The sequence below is a fragment of the Brevundimonas sp. genome (assembly GCF_013912065.1).
Lineage (GTDB): Bacteria > Pseudomonadota > Alphaproteobacteria > Caulobacterales > Caulobacteraceae > Brevundimonas.
Map to the genome: position 1 here is coordinate 1 of NZ_JACESA010000012.1, position 19358 is coordinate 19358.

The 19358-nt window shown below is 65.7% G+C and carries 13 protein-coding genes; 5 read left to right on the plus strand and 8 right to left on the minus strand.

What is annotated here, in order from left to right:
- Positions 1–778, minus strand: a 778-nt coding sequence (locus H2037_RS11340) for an Ada metal-binding domain-containing protein (protein WP_292122077.1), incomplete at its 3' end; no start/stop codon positions are given.
- Positions 779–899: 121 nt separating this feature from the next.
- Here H2037_RS11340 and H2037_RS11345 point away from each other — a divergent pair.
- Together H2037_RS11345 and H2037_RS11350 are read left to right on the plus strand one after the other, a co-directional pair.
- A complete protein-coding gene (locus tag H2037_RS11345) occupies positions 900–3530 on the plus strand; it encodes a M14 family metallopeptidase (RefSeq protein ID WP_292121789.1) in 2631 nt (876 codons plus the stop codon).
- Positions 3531–3621: 91 nt separating this feature from the next.
- A complete protein-coding gene (locus tag H2037_RS11350) occupies positions 3622–3942 on the plus strand; it encodes a hypothetical protein (RefSeq protein ID WP_292121791.1) in 321 nt (106 codons plus the stop codon).
- 39 nt (positions 3943–3981) lie between these two features.
- Here the strand turns inward: H2037_RS11350 and H2037_RS11355 are convergent, their stop codons facing one another.
- The 5 genes from H2037_RS11355 to H2037_RS11375 all read right to left on the minus strand — a co-directional run bounded on the left by H2037_RS11355 (position 3982) and on the right by H2037_RS11375 (position 13788).
- Positions 3982–5757 carry an SLC13 family permease gene (locus tag H2037_RS11355; protein ID WP_292121794.1) on the minus strand — a complete coding sequence of 592 codons (1776 nt, stop codon included), beginning with the start codon at positions 5755–5757 and terminating at the stop codon, positions 3982–3984.
- 76 nt (positions 5758–5833) lie between these two features.
- On the minus strand, positions 5834–6934 hold the full coding sequence (locus H2037_RS11360; protein ID WP_292121796.1) for a hypothetical protein: 1101 nt from the start codon (positions 6932–6934) through the stop codon (positions 5834–5836).
- A 26-nt stretch (positions 6935–6960) separates the two neighbouring features.
- On the minus strand, positions 6961–7344 hold the full coding sequence (locus tag H2037_RS11365) for a helix-turn-helix transcriptional regulator (protein ID WP_292121799.1): 384 nt from the start codon (positions 7342–7344) through the stop codon (positions 6961–6963).
- A 101-nt stretch (positions 7345–7445) separates the two neighbouring features.
- Positions 7446–10469 carry a TonB-dependent receptor gene (locus tag H2037_RS11370; protein WP_292121802.1) on the minus strand — a complete coding sequence of 1008 codons (3024 nt, stop codon included), beginning with the start codon at positions 10467–10469 and terminating at the stop codon, positions 7446–7448.
- Positions 10470–10899: 430 nt separating this feature from the next.
- The gene (locus tag H2037_RS11375; RefSeq protein ID WP_292122080.1) at positions 10900–13788 is read right to left on the minus strand and encodes a TonB-dependent receptor; all 2889 of its coding nucleotides are present in this window, start codon (positions 13786–13788) and stop codon (positions 10900–10902) included.
- Positions 13789–14170: 382 nt separating this feature from the next.
- Between H2037_RS11375 and uvrB the strand changes: the two genes are divergently transcribed.
- Entirely contained in the window at positions 14171–16522 is a 2352-nt protein-coding gene (gene uvrB / locus H2037_RS11380; protein ID WP_292121805.1) for an excinuclease ABC subunit UvrB, read from the plus strand.
- A gap of 89 nt (positions 16523–16611) precedes the next feature.
- Here uvrB and H2037_RS11385 read toward each other — a convergent pair whose 3' ends face one another.
- Positions 16612–17472: a DUF6236 family protein gene (locus H2037_RS11385; RefSeq protein WP_292121808.1), complete on the minus strand. Its 861-nt coding sequence runs from the start codon at positions 17470–17472 to the stop codon at positions 16612–16614.
- A gap of 226 nt (positions 17473–17698) precedes the next feature.
- Positions 17699–17878 carry a hypothetical protein gene (locus H2037_RS17430; RefSeq protein WP_365833666.1) on the minus strand — a complete coding sequence of 60 codons (180 nt, stop codon included), beginning with the start codon at positions 17876–17878 and terminating at the stop codon, positions 17699–17701.
- Between the two features lie 224 nt (positions 17879–18102).
- Between H2037_RS17430 and H2037_RS11390 the strand changes: the two genes are divergently transcribed.
- Both H2037_RS11390 and H2037_RS11395 read left to right on the plus strand, forming a co-directional pair.
- Positions 18103–18468: a DUF559 domain-containing protein gene (locus H2037_RS11390; RefSeq protein WP_365833668.1), complete on the plus strand. Its 366-nt coding sequence runs from the start codon at positions 18103–18105 to the stop codon at positions 18466–18468.
- 303 nt (positions 18469–18771) lie between these two features.
- Positions 18772–19233, plus strand: coding sequence for a hypothetical protein (locus H2037_RS11395; protein ID WP_292121810.1), 462 nt, complete (start codon positions 18772–18774; stop codon positions 19231–19233).
- The last annotated feature ends 125 nt before the right edge of the window (positions 19234–19358 follow it).

The following is a 19358-nucleotide window of genomic DNA, read 5'->3' on the forward strand; positions in this document are numbered from 1 at the left end:
CCCCGCCGACCGTCCCGGCCCGCACGACCACGGCCCCGTCCGTTCCATCGACATCAGCCCGCAGGGTGCGCGTCCAGACCGCGCCCGCCCCCGCGCCCGTCACCGCCTCGTCGGCCGCGTCGCGCGTCGCCAGGGCCTGCATCATCGCGGCCCAGTCATAGGGCGGCCGATAGGCCAGGCCGATCCGCACCGCCCCGCCCCGTTCGGCCTCGACCTTGCGCCGCCGCAATTCGGAGGGCGCGCGGCCGTACAGGGCCTGAAAGGTCTCGTTGAACCGTCGCACGCTCCCGAACCCCGACGCCATCGCCACCTCGGCCATCGACAGGTCGCTCTCGTGGATCAGTTGTTTGGCTAACAGCACCCGCCGGGTCTGGGCCACGCTGACCGGTGCGGCGCCCAGATGCTGGCGGAACAGCCGCCGCAGATGCCGCTCCCCCACCCCAAGCCGGGTCGCCAGGGTCTCGGCGTCGCCGGCGTCCAGCGCCCCGGCCTCGATCAGGGCCAGGGCCCGGCTGACCGTGTTCGACGTGCCTCGCCAGGCGCCCATCTCCGGCGCCGTCTCGGGTCGACAGCGCAGGCAGGCGCGAAATCCCGCCGCCTCCGCCGAGGCGGCCGTAGGATGAAAGACCACATTCTCGCGCCGGGGCGTCCGCGCCGGACAGACCGGCCGGCAGTAGATTCCGGTCGAGGTCACGGCCGTGAAGAACCGCCCGTCGAACCGGGCGTCCCGCGCCCCGAGGGCGCGCCAGCAGGCCTCCTGATCCAGCGTCTGTTCCATGACCGGCAAGATGGGCGCTCAGCCGGAACATGTCTCGCGGTTTTCGGACATCAATGGGCGTATACGCACCGTTTCCTTTTCCGAACCTGCAGCTAAGGTGGTCGCCTCCGGGGGGTTCATCATGTCCATGTTTCGTCGTTCCGCGCGTTCGCTCGCTCTCGCCCTGGTCGGCGCCTGCGCCGCGGCCCTGCTCGGGGTCCAACCCGTCTCGGCGCGCCAGACGACCGAAATCCCGACCGTCCGCCAGACCCTCGGCTATGACAGCGGCCAGGAGATCACTCGCGCCGCCGACGTGCGCCGCTATTTCCAGGCGCTGAAGACCGCCGCCCCGACCCAGGTGGTGATCGGCGACTATGCGACGACCTGGGAGGGCCGCCCGCTGTTCTGGGCCGCCGTCGGCTCGCCCGCCAATATCGCCCGCCTGGACCAGATCAAGGCGACCTCTCGCGCCCTGGCCGACCCCCGCCTGACCTCGCCCCCGCAGGCCGCCGCCCTGATCGCCGACCAACCGGTCCTGGTCTGGATGGCCTATTCGGTTCACGGCAACGAGATCAGCCCCGCCGACGCCGCCATGGCTGCAGCGCGGCGCCTGCTGACCGATCCGACCGCCCAGGCCTGGCTGGCCAATACGGTCGTCGTCTTCGTCCCGACCCAGAACCCCGACGGGCGCGAGCGTTTCCTCAACAGCTTCGCCTCGGGCCGCGGCTCCCTGCCCAATCCCGACCCGGCCTCGGCCGAGCGCGACGAGCCCTGGCCCAGCGGCCGCTACAACCATTATCTGTTCGACCTGAACCGCGACTGGTTCATCCAGACCCAGCCGGAGACCCAGGGACACTCGGCCCAGGTCCGCGAGTGGCGGCCCCAGGTCGTCGTCGACAGCCACGAAATGGGCTCGGACGAGACCTTCTTCTTCCCGCCGGAAGCCGAACCGCTGAACCCGTGGATCTGGCCGCGCACCCTGGAAAACCGCGCCCTGTTCGGCCGCAACACCGGCGCCCGGTTCGATGCGGCCGGCCTGCCCTACTTCAATCGCAAGGTCTATGACGCCTTCTATCCCGGCTATGGCGACGGCTGGCCCGGCTATCTCGGCGCCGTCTCCATGACCTATGAGGCCGGTTCGGCGCGGGGCCTGGCCGCGCGGCGCAGTTCGGGCGAGGTCTTCACCTATGCCGACACGGTCCGCGCCCACCTGACCGCCACCCTGGCGACGATCGAGACGGCGTCGCGCAATCACGACCGGCTGCTGAACGACTTCTACGCCTATCACCGCGACGGGCTGACGGGCCGCGGAGCCTATGTCCTGTCGCGCGCATCGGACCCGGCCGCCGCCGACCGTCTGGCCGGCCTGCTGGTCCGTTCGGGCATAGAGGTCGGCGTCGCCCGCCAGGCCTTCGGCGCCTGCGGAGGCCAGTATCGCGCCGGCGACTATGTCGTGAACCTGGCCCAGCCCCAGCGCCGCATGGCCGAGGTGCTGCTGACCCGCGACGTCCCCGTCCCGCCCGCCTTCCTGGCCGAGCAGGAACGCCGTCGCGCGCGCGGCCTGGGCGACGAGATCTATGACGTCACCGCCTGGTCCCTGCCCCTGATGTTCGGCGTCGAGTCCGCCCGTTGCAACAGCGCGCCCGGCGTCGCCGTCGACGCGCGCGGCCCCGAACTGGTCACGCCGGCGACGGTGCGGAACGCCGAGGCCCGTTACGGCTTCCTGGTCGCCCCCGGCTCGGCCCAGCCCCGCTTCCTCGCCGCCGCCCTCCAGGCCGGGCTGACGGTCAACGCCTCCGACAAGCCCTTCGTCCAGAACGGCCGCGACTGGCCCGCAGGAACCTTGATCCTGCCGAAGGCCGGCGCGCCCGCCGATCTGGCCGCCACCCTCGACCGTCTCGCCGCCCAGACGGGCGCCGAGGTTGTCGGCACGGACCAGTCATGGGTCGAACAGGGCGCGGGCTTCGGCTCCAGCGACGTGGTGCGGCTACGCGCGCCCCGTGTCGCCCTCGCCTGGGACAGTCCCGCCGCCCCCGACGCCGCCGGCGCGACCCGCTGGCTGCTGGAACGCGACCTGGGCTATCCGGTCACCGCCATCCGCGCCGCCAGCTTCGGCGAGGCCGACCTGTCGCATTATCAGGTCCTGATCCTTCCCGAGGGCCGCAACTACGCTTCCGTCCTGGGCGAGTCCGGGGTCAAGGCGCTGCGCGACTGGGTCTCGCGTGGCGGCACCCTGATCAGCCTGGGAACCGCCACCCGCCTGCTGACCGACCCCGACAGCGACATGCTGGCCTCGCGTCGCGAGGACGGCGCCTTGGGCGAAGACGAAGACAAGCCCGAAAGCCCCGCCCGGATCGCCAACCAGACCGACTACGCCGCCCTGCTGGCCCACAGCGACCACGGCCCGGACTCGGTCGCCGGCGTCCTGGCCCGCGCCCATGTCGATCCGGACCACTGGATCGGCGCCGGCCTGCCGTCCGAACTGAACGTTCTGGTGCGCGGCGCCGACATTTACGCCCCGCTGAAACGCGGCGAAGGGACCAACGCCGTTCGCTTCGAAGGCTCGGACCGGCTGCTGGCCTCGGGCCAGCTCTGGGCCGAGAACCAAGCCCAGCTCGGCTTCAAGCCCGTGGTCATGGTCGAGACCCTGGGCGCGGGCCAGTTGATCGCCTTTACCCAGGACCCGACGGTGCGCGGCTATCTGGAGGGTCTCAAGCCGCTGTTCGCCAATGCGGTGTTCAAGGGGCCGGCCCACGTCTCGCCCCGCTGGTGACATCCTGGCGATCAGGACTGGACACGCGCCCAGACGGGCATAACCTCGTTTTCGCCCGCAGAGGCGCAAATATAAAAACGGGAGCTACGCCTTGGTACGTCTGTCCTATTCCACGCTTGCCTCAATAGGGGCCGCGGCGGCCGCCGCCGGTCTGGTCGCCTTCGCCGCCACGGCCCAGGATCGCCCCAATCCGGAACCGGCCGCTTCAGGTCGCGCCCTGCCCGTGGGCAGTTATCGCGAGACCTGCCGGGGCATCAGCCTCAATGGCGACCGGCTGCGCGCGCGCTGCATCGCCAAGGACGGCCAGTCGGTCTCTTCGACCCTCAGCGTCCGCAGTTGCCAGGGCGCCCAGATCAAGAACGACAACGGTCGGCTGGCCTGCGCCGCGCCGACCTCGACGCGCTCGACCTGACAAGACCCACCGGTCCCGGCACGCCGGGACCGGTGTTTCTTACATCGGCCAGAACAGCAAGATAGCGGGCGGGCCGATCACCAGCACCAAGAGGCTCAGCGGCGCCCCCAGCTTGGGATAGTCCGAGAACTTGTACCCGCCCGGCCCCATGACCAGCGTATTGCACTGGTGCCCGATGGGGGTCAGGAAGTCGCACGCCGCCCCCACCGCCACCGCCATCAGGAAGGGGTCGGGCCGATAGCCCAGTTGCTGGGCCAGGGTCGCCGCGATCGGCGCCACCACCAGAACCGTCGCCGCATTGTTCAGGAAGGGCGTCACCGCCATGGCGGCGAACATCATGCCCGCCACCGCCACCACGGGCGGTATGCCCTGGAACACCGACTTCAGCCCGCCGGCGATCAGGTCCGCCCCGCCGGTCTGCTGGATCGCGTCCGACACGGGGATCAGGGCGGCGATCAGCACCAGGAGCGGTCCGTCCAGCGCCGCATAGGCCTCGCGCATCTTCAACCCGCCCAGAGCCACGATGACCACAGCCGCGCCGAAGAAGGCGATCGACACAGGGATCAGGCCGAACCCCACCATGATCATGGCCGTCGCCAGCACGACGGCGGGCAGGAATTTCCGCCTCTGACCGCCCAGCCGCACCTCGCGTTCCGCCAGGGGCAGCAGCCCCAGGGCCGCCAGCCGCCCGGGCAGGCCGGATTCCGACCCCTGCAGCAACAGCACGTCCCCCGCCTGCAGCTTGGCCGTCCGCAGATGCTGGGTCAGTTCATAGCCGCTGCGTGACACGCCCAGCAGGTTCAGCCCATGCTGGCCGTACAGATCCAGCGACCGCACCGACTGTCCGGTCAGGGGCGAGTCCGCCCCGATCACCGCCTCGGCCAGGCTGACCTCGTCCTTGGCCTCTTCCAGCAGCACCGGCCGGTCGCCCCGCACCAGCTTCAGCTTGGTGGCGTTGATGAAGCCTTCCAGCGCCTCCTGATCGCCCTTGATCAACAGGGTGTCGCCGGGCCTGACGATGGTGTTGCCGCGGGGCCGGGCCCTGCGCCTGCCGTCGCGGATCAGGGCCATGACCTGCACCTCGTCCGGCGCCAGGGCGATCAAGGCCTTGATCGGACGCGGCTCCAGGCTCCAGTCATCTGGCGCCTGGGCCTCGGTCAGATAGGCGTTGGCCGACAGGGCGGCCGCCAACCCCAGGGTCCCGGTCCGGTCCTTGGGCAGCAGCCGATAACCGAAGGCCAGAAACGCGAGGGCCGCCCCGGTCAGGATCAGTCCCACCGGCGCATAGTCGAACATGCGGAACGGTTCCCCGATCATGTCCTGGCGCACCTCGGCGACCAGGATGTTGGGCGAGGTCCCGACCAGGGTCACCATGCCCCCGGCCATGGCGCCGAAGGCCATGGGCATCAGCAGCCGCGACTGTTTGGTGCCTGTCCGCCGGCTGACCTGCAGGGCCACCGGCATCATGATGGCCAGGGCGCCGACGTTCTTGGTCACCATCGACAACAGGGTCACGGCCACGGTCAGCACCGGCACCTGGGACCGTTCCGTCTTCAGGTGCGGCATGATCCGCTTCAACGCCATCTCGACGATGCCGGACTTGGCGAAGGCCGCCGACACCACCAGGGCGGCGGCGATGATCACCGTCACGTCATTGGAAAATCCGGAGAATGCGTCCTCGGCCGGGATCACCCCTATGGCCAGACCGACGACCAGGGCCGCCAAGGCCACCAGGTCGTACCGGAACCGGCCCCAGACGAAGGCCGCGACCGTCAGACCGACCAGGCCGAAGGCCAAACCCTGTTGTAAAGTCACGCGTCAGCCTCGCCCCCGGCCGCCCATCGCCGCCGATGCACTGCAACGGCGAAAGCGGCCGGAGGTTCAACCTCTTCTACCGTCCCGCAACCAATCGGCCAGCCGCTCGCACGATGCGGAACACCTCGGCCGCGAAGGTCCAGACCACGATGATCATCAGGATCGCCGCCAGGCCGCCGGCGTCTCCCGCCGTCCGGTGGAACAGCGCCTGCACCCGCTCGGCGAATTCCGTGACGGTCCCGACCCAGATCACCGGGCTCAGCGGCGACCAGAACCACAGCCACAACAGGCCCCAGGCCGCCGCCGCGCCGAAGGCCATGTCGCCAAAGGCCGTCAACCGCACATTCCCGCCCGACGCCGCGCGCGTCAGGTCGAACAGAACCTTGGCGAGGGCGAACAGGGTCACCGGCCAATAGGCCGCCTCAACGATCTGGGCCAGCATCCGGCCATAGTCGACGCCGTCCACGACCGACGCCAGCTCCTCCGGCCGGATCGAGGCCATCGGCAACAGGCCGGTCCACCACAGCAACAGAACGGCCCAGGCGATGGCGCTGGAAACCGCCCGCGCCACAGGCGACATCTCGGCGCTCTTCTTCACGGCAGAGCCCGTTTTGACCCGACCCGACTCGGCGGCGCCCGCCAGCCTCTGGCTCCAGGTCTCGGCGTCGATGTCCCCACCCAGTTCGAACAGGCCCAGGTCCTTGACCCGCCATTTGGCGATGAAGTCCGGCTTCTTCTCCTGACGTTCCAGAATGAAGCCGATCAAGGTGATCACCCCGATCACCGACACGGCCCCGCTGAACAGGGCGGCGAAGCTCTGGCCGATCGCCTCGCCCATATAGAGGTCGCCGCTCAGCACCCGCGCCGCCAGGCCGATCAGGGTGACGCAGACCATCACCGCCAACGCCGTCTTCACCGCGAACATCCACCACGGATAAAGCTCGGGCCCGATCAGCGCCTGTGGTCCCGACCGATACCGCGCCGCCACTGTCAGCGGATGGCCGACCTCGCGCAACAAGGCCTCGACCTCGTCGTCGTCGGGCGCCCGGCCCAGCCGCGCCTCCAGAGCCTCGATCCGTCCCATGATCTCATCGCGCAACTCTGCGACGATGTCGTCGCGCGTCGCCTTGGGCAGCTGGGCCGCGACGGCCTTCAGATAGCGTTCGACCAGTTCCATCCCGGTCCCTCCCTCTTTCCCGATGTTCACAGCATCTTCTCCAGCGACGCCGACAGGCCCCGCCATTCGGTCGCCAGCCGCGCCAGCATGACTTCTCCGCGCGGCGACAACCGATAGAACCGCTTCTTGCGCCGCTCCTCCTCGCGCCATTCGCTGTCCAGCAGCCCCTGGCTCTCCAGCCGCCGCAGCAGCGGATAGAGGGTGCTCTCCTCCATCTCGACCCCCGCCTCGCCCAGGGCCACCCGCAGCGAATAGCCGTACTGCTCGACCCTCAGGCTCGCCAGCACCGCCAGGATCAACGACCCCCGCCGCAGCTCCAGCCGCAGACTCTCGAACAGCAGTTCCTCGCCCTGACCCACGCCCAGATCCCTCCACGTCACATAGTGTGTGACATACAGTGTATGGGACATACTGTTCGAGACGTCAAGCCTGGTCGACGGGATCGCCTTCACGCACGAAAAAGGCGGCGGACCGAAGTCCGCCGCCCTATTCGTTCTCGGAATCGTTTGGGTTAGAACGACTTGGTCAGGTTGATAAAGGCCGTGCGGCCGACATAATCGTAACCCGAGTAAAGCGGCACATTGCCGACGCGGGTCGCATACCCGGTCGAGATATAGTCTGGGTCTTCATTGAACAGGTTACGGACACCCGCAGTCACCGACCATTCGTCGGTGCGGTACTGAACCGACGCGCTGTGCAGGTAATAGTCGTCGGTTTCGGTGTTGATCCCGTAGTCGTTGATCAGAGATTCACCGTAGCGGTTCTGGTAGTAGTCCTCGTAACCCGAGGCGGCAATCCACTCGACGCCGTAACGAACCCGCCAGTTGTTCCACGAGTAGGTGGCGTCGAACGTAGCTGAGAACTCGGGAGTACCGATGGTGCCGACATCATCATAGATGGGGTCATCAGCAAACAGCGTGCTGTAGCGCTCAGTCATCTGGGTGACGGCCAGGTTGAACAGAGCCGTACCAGGTCCGAAATCGCGGCGGTAGCGGACAGTGTAGTCCAGACCCTTGACCACGTCCGTCGCGACGTTGACGTAGCTGTCATAGACGGTCAGGGCGTTGGTGCTGGTGTTGCGTTCGACAAGGGCGCAATAGCCGGCGTCCGAGGCGAAATCAGAGGCGGACGACGTGTAGCAGAAGTTCAGAATGGCGCCCGAACCGATCCGCGACACGCCGTTGTCGACCTCGATTTCGTAGTAGTCGACGGCGAAGGACAGGTCGCCCCAGCCCGACGGCAGGGTCGGCTGGAAGATAGCGCCGACAGTCATGTTGTCGGACGTCTCAGCCTCAAGACCGGCGACAGCGCCGCCCGAGGTGATCACGCGAACGCTGCTGGTTTGGACGAAGGACGATCCGTAACCTTCCGCGGTGCAGTTCGCTACAAGGGCGGCCGGGTCGTTCGGGGTCTGCTCCGAGCAGGGATCGTTGGCGCCGGAGATAAAGCCGCTGGTGGCGCCGACGAACTGTTCGAACAGCGCAGGTGCGCGGTACGAAGTGCCATAGGTGCCGCGCAGCGACAGCCAGTTGACCGGAGTGTAGACCAGACCGACCTTGTAGGTCGTGTCTTCGCCGTACGATTCATAGTCGGTGTAGCGGGCCGAGGCGCTCAAGGTCAGAGCCTGGGCGAACGGCAGGTTGGCCAGCAGAGGCACCTCTACTTCACCGAAGACTTCCCACACCTGGTCCTCACCCCGGGTGATGCCCGCAGTGGAGAAGCCATAGATGTTGGAGTTCTGCATATCGAGAGCCGGCGTGTCGTCGATCGAGGCTTCGCGCCATTCGGCGCCGATGAAGGCCGAAACCTGACCGGCCGGCAGGGTGAACAGGGGGCCATCCAGACCAACGCTGACGACCTTTTCGATGTATTCCGTCGTGCCGGTGATCGGACGGAAGACATAGTTTTTCCAATTCTCCGGCAGATCACCGCCGACAGTCGCGGTGTTCAGGAAGGGCGCCGGGATACAGTTGGCCGTGGGATCGGTGATGTTGACACGGCAGGTTACTGTACCGGTCACGCCGGTGGACAGAACGCCCGTGCGCGTCAGGCTTGCCGGGGTGCCCGCCGGAGCGACGACGACGTCCAGCGAGTTCTGCAGCAGGTTCGTGATGAACTGCTCGAACATGTATTCTGACTTGGACTTCGTATAGCTGGCGTAGGCGTCGTAGCGCCAGTTCGGGACAATGAAATCACCGCGAATGCCCACGACTTCCTTGTTGAAGTCGACGGTCTGCTCGCTGTCGTACAGGCCATAGCCGATAAAGGCGCGAACACCGACGCGGGCATTGGCAGCCGGACCCGTGGTCGGGCTCAGGCCCTGGTTGGCCGAGAAGTTCGAAGCCGTGAGGTTCGAGGGGATCAGCAGGTTGCCGCGGTAATAGTCCAGGGCCAGCTGACGATAGCCGACCTGCGACGATTCACGACGGTTAAACAGGATTTCGCCGTACAGTTCAGCGTTGCCAAGAGCCTGCAGGTCGTAAGCGCCCTCGGAATACAGGGTCGTCACCGTGACCGGCGAGATCAGCGACTCCTTCAGCATGTCCGGCTCAAAGCTGTCGCGGTCGTAGTAGCCGACGCCTTCGAAACCGACCAGGCCGGTGGTGACCGCCGAGTTCGGACGCCACCGGGTGAAGGCGGCTCCGGCGTTGCCCGGACCAGGCACGCCGGCGAGCGCGCTGGTGCCGATCGTGTTGATTGTCACGCCCCCGCCGTCGATCGTGTAGCACTTCGGCTGACCGGTCTTCGGATCGATGAAATCGGAACCATCCACGTACCCGTCGACGGCGCAACGCGCCCAGTCGCGGGCGCCAAGGGTAACTTCCTCACGGTTCATGTACTCGGCCGAACCAGCGATGCGCCAACGGTCGCCGCTGGTGCCGGCGACGATCGAGATGCGGCCCTGTTGACCTTCACTGTCCGCGTCGAGCGGAGCGTTGTACTGGCCTTCGACGGTGATGCCGTCGAGATTGTTACGCGTGATGATGTTCACGACGCCGGCGACGGCGTCAGACCCGTAGATCGACGAGGCGCCGTCTTTCAGCACTTCGATACGTTCGACCATGGCGGAGGGCAGGACGTTCAAGTCGGTCGAGCCGACCGACCCGCGCGAACCCGCAGGAGCGACGCGACGCCCGTTCAGCAGGATCAGGGTGCGGGTGGCGCCCAGGCCGCGCAGCGACAGGGTGTTGGCGCCGGGGCCGCCGTTGGTGACATAGCCGCCGTAGGCGTTGTTGATCTGGTCGGTGCCGCCGGAGATGGCCGTGCCCTGAAGGACATCCGTGGTCGAGGCGAAGCCGGCGAGCGTGGTTTCGTCGCGCGTCACGACTTGGACCGGCGAGGGCGAGTTATAGTTGTCGCGACGCAGACGCGAGCCGACGACGACGACCTCCTCGACGGCGGCGGCTTCCTCGGACTCGTCCGTGGTCGTAGACGTGGACTGCGCCAGTGCAGCCGGCGCAAAGCCGATCACAGCCACGGCCGCAAGGCCCGCGACCATGGTCGAACCCAGCAATTGGTTCTTGAATTGCAGCATATTCAGTTCGCCCCTCTTTCAAATCAACATGTGTCGCCTCGTCGAAACGGGCGAACCAGTGCTGCTGTTATAGGGCGACCGACACAATGCGACAGTGATACGGTCGCCTTCTCGCCACTTTCCAAGCAGCCACGTTACATTTCCGCCACATCTTCGTGATAGAATCGTGTTGAAATTTCGACGCAAAGTATGTTTGTTCGGCGAACATCAATGCTCAATTATCATTCAAGTTCGTAATTTTGACCCTCAATTATGGGACAAGGGGAGATTTTTTCCTTCTCGTTCGACTGATATTTCACGCCACATATGACAGGATCGAGGTTGTTTCCGCCCCAATCTGGACGCAAGTTTTGTCGACTGGCGTCCCAAAAGACAAAAAGGCGGCGGACCGAAGTCCGCCGCCTCTTTCCGTCTGGAGCCGACGTCGCCCTTAGAAGGACTTGGTCAGGTTCACGAAGGCCGTGCGGCCCAGGTAGTCGTAGCCCGAGTACAGCGGGGCGTTGCCGACCCGGTTGTACACGCCCGACGAGACGGTCGGCGGGTCTTCGTTGAACAGGTTGCGGACGCCGACCGTGGCGGTCCAGCCGTCGGACGCATACTGGACCGAGGCGTTGTGCAGCCAGTAGTCGTCAACCGCGAGGTCGTAATCCGAAGTGGCCGGATCTTCCTCGTAATAGGCGTAGCTGTCGGTGCCCTGGATCCATTCAACGCCGTAGCGCACGCGCCACTTGTCCCAGGCGTAGGAGACATCGGCCGTTCCGGTGAACTCCGGATTGTTGACCATGCCGGTGTAGTCTTCCAGCGGATCATCAGCGAACAGCTTGGACGAGATTTCCGTGTACTGGGTGATCGCCAGGTTGAACAGCGCCGTGCCGGGACCCACGTCCTTGCGGTAACGCACGGTGTAATCCAGGCCCTTCACATTGTCCGTGGCCAGGTTGACGTAGCTGTCCTGGACCGTGAGGCTGTTGTCGGCGGAGTCACGCGACACCAGGCGGCAGAAGCCGGTGTCGGCCGCGAAGTCGCCGGGGTTGGAGTCGTAGCAGCGGGTCAGGATTTCGCCTGCGCCCGTGCGCGACACGCCGTTTTCGACCTCGATTTCGTAATAGTCGACGGCGAAGGCCAGATCGCCCCAGCTGGAGGGCAGCGGCGGCCGCAGCACCAGACCCAGCGTCATATTGGTCGAGGTCTCGGCCTCCAGGCCGGCGTCGGCGCCGCCCGAAGTGACCACGCGAACGCTGTTGGTCGATTGGAAGTCGCCCGCCAGACCTTCGGCCGTGCAGTTGGCGACGCGGTTCGGGTTGACCCCCGGCGCGCCGTAGTTGTTGCAGCGGTCGTTGGTGTTCGACAGGAAGCCCGTGGTCGCGCCGACATATTGTTCGAACAGCGCCGGGGCGCGGTACGAGGTGCCGTAGGTGCCGCGGACCGTGATCCAGTCGATCGGACGATAGACCACGCCGATCTTGTAGGTCGTGTCGTCGCCGTAGGAATCATAGTCGGTGTAACGGAACGAGCCGTTCAGCGTCAGCTCGCGCACGCCGGGCAGGTCGACCAGGATCGGCGCTTCGATTTCGCCGAACACTTCCTTCACCGAGTCCGAGCCGCGCGTGATGGCCGAGGTGGAGAAGTTGTAGGTGTTGCCCAGCTGGCTATCCAGGCCGGGGGTGTCGTCGATCTCGGACTCACGCCATTCGGTGCCGAAGAAGCCCATGACCCGACCGGCCGGCAGGCTGAACAGCGGGCCGTCGATGCCGATGCTGGCCACCTTCTCGGTGAACTCGGTCGTGCCGGTCACCGGGCGGAAGACATAGTCGACCCAGTCCTGCGGCAGGACGCCGCCGATGGTCTGGGTGTTCAGCACGGGAGCGGCGACACAGCCGGGATTCGAGGCCAGTTGCGCGCATTGGAACTGCCCCGGCGCCGTCTGGACCACGTCCAGCGACTCGATCAGACGATCCGTCAGGAACTGTTCGCTGGTGTAGGTCGACTTGGACCGCGAATAGCTGACATAGGCGTCATAGCGCCATTCCGGCAGGACGAAGTCGCCCTTGATGCCGGCGACGTAGCGGCCGAAGTCCACTTCCTGTTCGGAGTTGTCGTTGCCGAAGCCGATGAAGGCGCGCACGCCGACGTTCTGGCCCTTGTTCAGGCCTTGGTCGCCGAAGGCGGTGCTGGCCTGCAGGTTCGCGGGGATCAGCGGGCTGCCCTTGGCGTAATCCAGCGCCAGCTGACGATAGCCGGTCTGCGACGACTTGCGCTGATTGAACAGGGCTTCGCCATAGACTTCGGCATTGCCCAGGGCGTGCAGGTCGTAGCCGGCTTCGCCGTACAGGGTCGTGATGTCGACCGGCGAGATCAGCGATTCGTTCAGCATCCGGTCTTCGAAGGTGTCACGGACGTTCAGGTTGTTGCCGCCGCCGCCGACGCCTTCGAACCCGACGAGGCCGGTCGTGACGGCCGAATTCGGGCGCCAGCGGTTGAAGGTCGTGCCGAACGCGCCAGGGGCTGCGACGCCTGTGGTCGTGCCGGTGCCGATGGTGTTGATCGTCACGCCGTTCGAGCCGGTCGTGGTGATCGGATAGCATTTCGACTGGCCGGTCAGCGGATCGATATAGTCCTGGCCGTTGCGGAAGCCGTCTGTCTGGCAACGGGTGAACTCGCGGTCGCGCAGGGTCAGTTCGTCGCGCTCATAGCGTTCGATCGAACCGGCGGCGCGCCAGCGGTCGCCGCGCGTGCCCGCCGTCAGCGACAGACGGGTCGATCCGCCGGCGCCATTGGCTTCCAGCGGCTCGTTGCGCTGGGCTTCGAAGGTCAGGCCTTCGAAATTGCGGCGGGTCTGGATGTTGACCACGCCGGCGACGGCGTCCGAACCATAGACCGACGAGGCGCCGTCACGCAGCACTTCGACCCGGTCGATGATGGCGGTCGGCAGGACGTTCAGGTCGGCCGCGCCGACCGAACCGCGCGAACCGGCCGGCGAGACGCGGCGGCCGTTCAACAGCACCAGGGTGCGGCTGGGGCTCATGCCGCGCAGGCCGATGGTGTTGGCGCCGGGGCCGCCGTCGGTGACGTAACCGCCGTAGGAGTTGTTGATCTGCGAGGTGCCGCCGGTGACGGCCGTGCTCTGCAGCGCTTCCGTGGTCGAGGCGAAGCCCTGCAGGGTCGCCTCTTCGCGCGTCACCACCTGGGTCGGCGACGGGGCGTTGTAGTTGTCGCGGCGGATGCGCGAACCGATGACGACGATATCGTCGACGCTGGTGGATTCGTCGGCCTGGGCGACTGCCGCATCCTGCGCCGAAGCAATGGACGGAGCAAACATCGCCAAGGAAGCGACAGCAATTCCACCGACGATCGTCGATGCAAGAAGGTTGTTCTTACGAGTACGCATACGCCTCTTCACAATTAGCATTGATACAATACTCGAACACACATGAATATCACCGATATGTATCGGCGATATACAGAATGCATCCGCTATGTGACCGGCGTAGGCCCAGCGAAAACGAACTGCAACTAAAAAGTCGCATAAACGTCGAGAATGGGGACGAATTGCGCGCGAATTGTATCGGCCAGCCCCGCTATGGAGCATTATATTTCTACATTACGCCGTTTTGTCGCCACTTTTTGGCATTGAGAAGAGGAACCAGCCACGCTTTAGGAGCGCTATGGCGCCATATGACGCCACGCACTAAGTTCTGTTCATGAACCGTTCTTCGACGCCGAAGCCCGCCGCGCCCCAGTCCGCCAAGCCCGTTCACGTGCCCGACCCCGGCGTGCGCGAGGCCGCCGCCGCCTTTAAGCGCGACCAGGCCGCGAACGGGGGCAAGATGCCGATGTTCGCCCCCGTGTCCGGCCCGCGCCTGACGCCGGAGGAGCCCGTCGCCGCCCCCGCCGACTGGGTCCCGCACCGCCCCTCGCACGAGGGCAAGAAGAAGGGCGGCCGCTTCCGGCTTGAAACAAAATACACCCCCGCCGGCGACCAGCCCGCCGCCATCGCCGAACTGGTCGCCCAGGCCGAGGCGGGCGATCGCGATCAGGTGCTGCTGGGCGTCACCGGCTCGGGCAAGACCTTCACCATGGCCAAGGTCATCGAACAGACCCAGCGCCCGGCCCTGATCCTGGCCCCCAACAAGACCCTGGCGGCTCAGCTCTATTCCGAGTTCAAGTCCTTCTTCCCGGACAACGCAGTCGAATACTTCGTCAGCTACTACGACTACTACCAACCGGAAGCATATGTACCAAGAACTGATACATATATAGAGAAAGACTCGTCCATAAACGAGCAGATCGATCGGATGCGGCATTCGGCGACGCGGGCGATACTGGAGCGGGAGGATGTGATCGTGGTGGCGTCGGTCAGTTGCATCTACGGCATTGGGTCGGTGGAGACCTATACGGCCATGACCTTCACGCTGAAGGTGGGGGACCAGATCGACGAGGCCAAGCTGCGGGCCGATCTGATCGCGCTGCAGTACAAGCGCAACGACATGGGCTTCGACCGCGGCATGTTCAGGAAGCGCGGCGACGTGATCGAGATCTTCCCGGTCCACCTGGAAGACCGCGCCTGGCGCATCAGCCTGTTCGGCGACGAGCTGGAGGCGATCCAGGAGTTCGACCCCCTGACCGGCAAGAAGACCGCCGACCTGACCGAGGTCACCGTCTACGCCGCCAGCCACTATGTCACCCCGCGCCCGACGCTGAACCAGGCCGCCGCCGGCATCAAGGCCGAGCTGAAGGAGACGCTGGACTGGATGATCGAGAACGGCAAACTGCTGGAGGCCCAACGGCTGGAGCAACGCACCCGTTTCGATCTGGAGATGATGGAGGCCACCGGCAGCTGCGCCGGCATCGAGAACTATTCCCGCTGGCTGACCGGCCGCGCGCCGGGCGAGCCCCCGCCCACCTTCTTCGAATACATCCCCGACAACGCCCTGCTGTTCGTGGACGAGAGCCACGTCACCATCGGCCAGATCAACGGCATGTTCCGCGGCGACTACCGCCGCAAATCCACCCTGGCGGAATACGGTTTCCGCCTGCCCTCCTGCATCGACAACCGCCCGCTGAAGTTCGAGGAATGGGAAGCCATGCGCCCCCAGACGGTTCACGTCAGCGCCACCCCCGGCGCCTGGGAGATGGACCAGGCCGGCGGCGTCTTCGTCGAACAGGTGATCCGCCCCACCGGCCTGATCGACCCCCCGGTCGAGATCCGCCCGGTCAGCGGCCAGACCCGCAACCAGGTCGACGACGTCATCGACGAGGTCAAGGCCACCACCCGCGCCGGCTACCGCTCCCTGGTCACCACCCTGACCAAGAAGATGGCCGAGGACCTGACCGAATATATGCATGAACAGGGGATCCGCGTCCGCTACATGCACTCCGACGTCGATACGCTGGAGCGGATCGAGATCCTGCGCGACCTGCGTCTGGGCTCCTTCGACTGTCTGATCGGCATCAACCTGCTGCGCGAGGGGCTGGACATCCCCGAGTGCGGCCTGGTCGCCATCCTGGACGCGGACAAGGAGGGCTTCCTGCGCTCCGAGACCTCATTGATCCAGACCATCGGCCGCGCCGCCCGCAACATCGACGGCCGCGTCATCCTGTACGCCGACCGCATGACCGGCAGTATGGAGCGCGCCATCGCCGAGACCGACCGTAGGCGAGAACGCCAGATGGCCTATAACGCCGAACACGGCATCACGCCCGAAAGCGTCAAGCGCGACATCAAGGAGCTGATGGACAGCCCCTATGAGTCCCGCGAAATGGACCGCCTGACCCGCCCCGGCGTCGCCGAGGCCTCCAAACCCTTCGTCGGCTCAAACTTCCAGGCCGCGCTCAAGGACCTGGAAGGCCGCATGCGCGAAGCCGCCTCCAACCTGGAGTTCGAGGAAGCCGGCCGCCTGCGCGACGAGATCAAGCGCATGAAGCTGCTGGACCTGGAATTCGCCAACGAGGCCCTGACGGGGGCGGGGGAAGAGGTGGACAAGTCGGCGCCGAAGAAGTGGCGCGCGGAAGCGGCGGCGGAGAAGGCGGAGGCGTTTAGGAAGGGGCGGTAGGAGGGGCGCGGTTAGGCCAGAGGGAGTAGTGCGATTGAGCGGATAGTCTTCTCCAGGGATGCAACAAAGCCCTGAAACGCGCTGGGGGCCTAAAGCAGTTCCTTGTTGAAACGAGCCACATACTCGAAGGGGCTGTTGCTACGCTCGCGACCTTTAATCCCGGCGGTGACGCTCAACATCGACAAGGCAGTCAGTCCCCCAGTTGCAAGCAAGGCCGAAGCTAGCGGCAGGCCTGCAGCAACTGCGCCCGCGTGCGATGCGATGCCGACGCCGACCGTTTTCCAATCGAACTTGATGTCCAAGCCACTAAGCCGCATCCTGAACGGAGCCTCCTGCGACGCTCTGATGTGATCAGAGAGCGACTTGTCGAAGGCCGTTAATGCACTGATTGCAGCTAAGTCCTTGTCCGGCGACGCTAGAACCTCGAGATAAATGTTGTCGATATGGTGCCGCAACGACAGCAGTTCGGCTCGGCGCCTTGCCCGGAACTCAAGAACCGCCTCTATCGGGACCTCTCTATCGGGAATAGGTATCGCGTCATAAAATTGGAGCAAAAGCCCTCGCTGTTTCTCCATCTGCTCTTCTGGGAATGATATCGAATCTTCCCCACGAGCGAGGCTCCAGCGTCCAGGCTCTTTCCGGTCGAGAAAACTGAAGCTCTCTAGATGTGCCTTCAAAAAGGCGATAGCTGCGTTCCCACCGCCGGATATGCGCGCCTGAGGCCGGAACAGTATCCCTTCCGCCATAAGGAATTTGGCATCCGGCCCTTCACCGATACTTATGAAGTTGTTGTTGGGAAAAGCCAGTCGGTCCCACAAAAGTAAGTTCGCTCTGAGCTGCAGCGGATCAATATCACTACTTTTCAGATAAAATCGACCGCGTTCCAGGTTGATTGGCGGGGATATAACTAGGCCCCGTTCGGTCAAACCGAGAGGGTCGTGATCTGACATTATCTCGATGGATCCGAAGAATGTCGGATTAGCCGGCGGGCCCCCAAGCGTCGGGACCAATGGTCCCGGTCCAACGGACGATGAACCTAACAGCTGGCTTTTGAGCGACATTGCAAAGTCCGGATGTTTCCGATTTGTTCGGTCGGACAATACTTCGCTCAGAATCACCGGCCATGTCAAAGTCCGGCATCGCCCCGCCATTGGCATCCGAGGACGAGAGGCGTCGCTACTCGGAGCCCCGGAGGCGGCCCGTGAATGGGGACACGTACCATTTAGGCAAATGACCTAAATCAACTCCACCTATACGAATGCCCAGCACCCGCGCCACGCGGCTGAGCGTGTCCAGCGTCACGTTCGACGCCTCCGCGGCGAGGACGCGGTTCAGTTGAGTGCGGCGGGTCTCCATTCGTCGGTCCTGGGGCGCGGGTCAGGCCCTGGGCCTTCATCGCCGTCCTGATCCCTTCTCCCCTTGCGGGAGAAGGTGGGCGACCCTCGGGCTTGTCCCGAGGGGAGGTCGGATGAGGGGTTTCACCGGCCCTGACGATCCACGCCGAACCGACCCCCAACCGGCCCTGCGGGCCACCTTCTCCCGCAGGGGGAGAAGGAAGGGGTTGCAATCTTGGCGAGCGTTTGCACAATCTGGATATGGACGACTGGCTGCAATCCCGCGCCAAACAGATGCGCCGCGAGCCCGTCCATTATGAGCGGCGGCTGTGGGGGCTGTTGCGGGATCGGCGGCTGGCGGGGCTGAAGTTTCGGCGGCAGATGGTGGTCGGGCGGTATATCGTCGACTTCGTCTGTCTGAGGCATCGGCTGATCGTCGAGGCGGACGGGCCGCAGCATGACGACCGGATCGAGGACGCCGAGCGGGACGCCTGGCTGCGTGAACAGGGGTTCCGGGTGCTGCGGTTTGCGAATGGGATGATCGGCGACCAGCGGGAAGCGGTGCTGTCGGCCATTGTGGCGGCGACCGAGGAAGGCCTGACGCGCGATTAAACCTTCCTTCTCCCCTTGCGGGAGAAGGTGGCGGCCGAAGGCTGACGGATGAGGGGTTTCACCGGCCCTGACGGTTCAGGCCGAACCGACCCCTCATCCGACCTCGCTGCGCTCGGCCACCTTCTCCCGCAAGGGGAGAAGGAAGAAGGGAAGGAAGGAAGGAGATGGGGTTGCGTCCGGGTTTGGCGTAACGACGGTTTAGGTCGTGGAGCTATGAGCCAGGGCATTCACCGCAAGATCCGATCCGACGCCGTCTAGGCCGAGGTGCGCAAGGCGTGGGAGGATGGGGAGACGGCGCGGTCGGTGGCGCGGCGGTATGATGTGGGGGTGCACGCCCTGTGGAAGCGGCGCGAGGCGGAGGGTTGGGCGCGGCCGGAGCCGAAGGCGGGGCCGGTGGAGCCGGCCGAGGGCTGGAGCGCCTATATGCAGGGGCGGCGCGACGCCTTCGAGGCGCGGTTGGAAGAGGCGCGGGCGCTGGCGGAGTGTCTGGTCGAGGCGATGAAGGACGAGCGGCTGACGCGGGCGCCGCACTGGCATATTCCGTGGCTGTATCGCTGGCGCGCCGACCATCTGGGGGCCGAGGCGACGGCGCGGGACCGGGAACGGGCGGTGGAGGCGGGGCATCCCTGGGCCGAGCGGTTCTGGGACGAGGACGGGGTGCTGAGGCCGCTGCGCCGGCTGGATGAAGAGATGGCGCGGCTGCACCCGCAGGACTGGCGCTGGGCGTTGGGGGCGCCGGAGGGGGTGGAGGTCGAGGGACCGTAGCTTTCCCTCCCCGTTCCGGGGAGGGGGGTCGAGCCGGAGGCGAGACCGGGTGGGAACGGCAGGGCGACGCTTCACCGACCTGCCTAAATCACAACGGCGGGGCGACGTCCCACGGACCAGCCAAA